Source organism: Arthrobacter sp. APC 3897, from assembly GCF_030407495.1.
Classification (GTDB): Bacteria; Actinomycetota; Actinomycetes; order Actinomycetales; family Micrococcaceae; genus Arthrobacter_B.
Map to the genome: position 1 here is coordinate 25,106 of NZ_JASDDG010000040.1, position 683 is coordinate 25,788.

Sequence of the window (683 nt, forward strand, 5' to 3'; positions counted from 1 at the left end):
CCGGTGACCGCCGCGGATGAGCCGCTGGCCAGCCAGGCCACAACCGGGGAAATATTGGCCGGGTTCATGGCATCAAAACCGCTCTCGGGAACGGCCATTGCCTCGGCAAAGGCACCTTCGGTCATGCGGGTCCGCGCCGAGGGGGCAATGGCGTTCACGGTGACTCCGTAGCGGCCGAGCTCGTGGGCGGCGACGAGCGTCAGACCGGCGATCCCGGCTTTGGCAGCCGAGTAGCTCGCCTGACCCACGCTGCCCTGCAGTCCTGCGCCGGAGGAGGTGTTGATGACACGGGCATCCGGCGTGCGTCCTGCCTTGGCCTCGCCGCGCCAGTACTCAGCTGCGTGGCGGAGCGGCGCAAAATGGCCCTTGAGGTGCACCCGGATGACGGCGTCCCACTCCTCTTCCGAGGTGTTGACCAGCATGCGGTCCCGCACAAATCCGGCGTTGTTCACCAGCACATCCAAGCGGCCGAACGTGTCAATCGCCTGCCGCACGAGTCCGGCGGCCTGCTCGAAGTCCGCAACGTCGGCGCCGTTGGCCACCGCCTCTCCGCCTTCGGCCCGGATCAGGGCCACGACGTCGTGTGCCGGGCCGGAGGCTTCCTGGACGCCGTTGAGGGTGGTGCCGAGGTCATTGACGACAACCTTGGCGCCCTGGCGTGCGAGCTCAAGGGCGTGTTCCCG

At 68.2% G+C, this 683-nt stretch carries 1 protein-coding gene; it reads right to left on the reverse strand.

The genetic code is table 11. From position 1 onward, the window contains the following. Positions 1-683, reverse strand: a 683-nt coding sequence (locus QMA10_RS16500) for an SDR family oxidoreductase (protein WP_290170114.1), incomplete at both ends; no start/stop codon positions are given.